At 72.8% G+C, this 2,570-nt stretch carries 1 protein-coding gene; it reads left to right on the forward strand.

What is annotated here, in order from left to right; all coding sequences use genetic code 11:
- A partial coding sequence (pepN, locus tag AOK18_RS23575; RefSeq protein WP_240503287.1) for an aminopeptidase N occupies window positions 1–2,570 on the forward strand: 2,570 nt, incomplete at both ends.

Raw genomic sequence — 2,570 nt, forward strand, 5'->3', positions numbered from 1 at the left:
GACGAGGCCCGGGAACGGGCCGCACTGCTGTCGGTGGACGGGTACGAGGTGTCCCTCGACCTGCGCACCGCGACCGACGCGCCCGGCACGGCCGCCGGGGCGGGCGGGGGCGCCGCGCAGGAACCGCACACCTTCCGTTCGGTGACGACCGTCCGGTTCCGCTGCACGGAGCCCGGCGCGAGCAGCTTCGCGGACCTGATCGCGCCGGCCGTGACGGCCGTCTCGCTCAACGGGCGGGACCTCGACCCCGGTGAGGTGTTCGACGGCTCCCGGCTGCTGCTGGAGGACCTGGCCGCCGAGAACGAGCTGATCGTCGACGCGCGGTGCGCGTACTCCCGCACCGGCGAGGGCATGCACCGCTTCGTCGACCCCGAGGACGGCGAGGTCTACCTCTACACCCAGTACGAGCCGGCCGACGCCCGCCGGGTCTTCGCCAACTTCGAGCAGCCCGACCTCAAGGCGCCCTACCGCTTCGAGGTGCGGGCCCCCGAGGGCTGGACGGTGTGGAGCAACGGCGCCGGCGAACTCACCGACGGGGTGTGGCGGTTCGCGGAGACCAAGCCGATCTCGACCTACATCACCTGCGTGGTCGCCGGCCCGTACCACCACGTCACGGACACCTACGAGCGTGAACTGCCCGACGGGACGCGGCTGGAGATCCCGCTCGGCGCGATGTGCCGCAAGGGCCTCGCCCCGTACTTCGACGCCGACGACGTGTTCCTGGTGACCAAGCAGGGCCTGGACTTCTTCCACGACCACGTCGACTACCCGTACCCCTTCGGGAAGTACGACCAGGCGTTCGTGCCCGAGTACAACCTGGGCGCGATGGAGAACCCCGGACTGGTCACGTTCCGGGAGGAGTTCATCTTCCGCGGCAAGGTCACGCAGGCGTCCTACGAGGGCCGGGCCAACGTGATCCTGCACGAGATGGCGCACATGTGGTTCGGCGACCTGGTCACCATGGAGTGGTGGGACGACCTGTGGCTGAAGGAGTCCTTCGCCGACTTCATGGGCGCCTTCTCGCTGGTGGGCGCCACCCGGTTCACCGACGGCTGGATCACCTTCGCCAACCGCCGCAAGGCCTGGGCGTACCGCGCGGACCAGCTGCCGTCCACGCACCCGGTCACCGCGGACATCCGCGACCTGCAGGACGCCAAGCTGAACTTCGACGGCATCACCTACGCCAAGGGCGCCTCGGTGCTCAAGCAGCTGGTGGCCTACGTCGGCCAGGACGCCTTCCTGGAGGGCGCCCGGCGCTACTTCAAGCGGCACGCGTACGGCAACACGCGCCTCGGCGACCTGCTGTCGGTCCTCGAGGAGACCAGCGGGCGCGACATGACGGCCTGGTCGCGGGCCTGGCTCCAGACGGCCGGGGTCAACTCCCTCACGCCGCAGGTGCTGCTGGACGCGGACGGCAGGGTCGGGGAGCTCGCGGTGGTGCAGGAGGCCGCCGAGTCGCACCCCGAACTGCGCCCGCACCGGGTCGCGGTGGGCCTGTACCGGCGTACGCCCGACGGCGCGCTGGAGCGGTACGCGCGGGCCGAGACGGACGTCGACGGGCCGCGTACGGTCGTCGCCGAGCTGGCGGGCGCCGAGGCGCCCGAGCTGGTGCTGGTCAACGACGACGACCTCACCTACTGCAAGATCCGCTTCGACGAGACCTCGCTGGCCACCCTCCGCGAGCACCTGGGGGCGCTGACCGACCCCCTGGCCCGCGCCCTGTGCTGGTCGGCGCTGTGGAACCTCACCCGGGACGCGCTGCTGCCCGCGCGGGAGTTCGTGGACCTGGTGCTGCGGTTCGGCGGGCGCGAGTCCGACATCGGCGTGCTGCAGATGCTGCACGCCTGGGCCGAGTCGGCGCTCGTCCACTACGCGGCACCCGCCTGGCGGGAGACCGGCGGCCGGCTGCTCGCCGAGGGCGCCCGGCGCGAGCTGGAGGCGGCCGGGCCCGGCAGCGAGCAGCAGCTCGCCTGGGCCCGCTTCTTCGCCCGGTCGGCGGCGGCCCCGGGCGACTTCCAGCTGCTCCGGGAGCTGCTGTCGGGCACGGTGACGGTCGAGGGGCTCGACGTCGACCAGGAGCTGCGCTGGGCGTTCCTGGAGCCGCTGGCCGCGCACGGGCTCGCCGACGAGAAGGCGCTCGCCGAGGAGCTGGCCCGGGACGACACCGCCTCCGGCAGGCGCCACCAGGTCCGCTGCCTGGCCGCCCGCCCGTCGGCGGAGGTCAAGGCGGAGGGCTGGAACCGGGTCGTGGAGTCGCGGGAGCTGTCCAACGCGCTGGTGGAGGCGACGATCGCGGGCTTCGCCCAGCCCTCGCAGCGGGAACTGCTCGCGCCGTACGCGGAGAAGTACTTCGCGGTGATCGAGCGGGTGTGGGAGGAGCGGTCCATCCAGATCGCGATGCACGTGGTGCGGGGCCTGTTCCCCGAGCTGCTGGACTCGCCGGGGACGCTGGACGCGACGGACGCGTGGCTCGCGGCCCACGAGGACGCGCCCCCGGCACTGCGCCGTCTGGTGCTGGAGGCCCGGGACGACCTGGCCCGCGCGCTGCGCGGCCAGGTCGTCCCGGGCCT

The organism is Streptomyces prasinopilosus (assembly GCF_001419695.1).
Taxonomy (GTDB): Bacteria; Actinomycetota; Actinomycetes; order Streptomycetales; family Streptomycetaceae; genus Streptomyces; species Streptomyces prasinopilosus.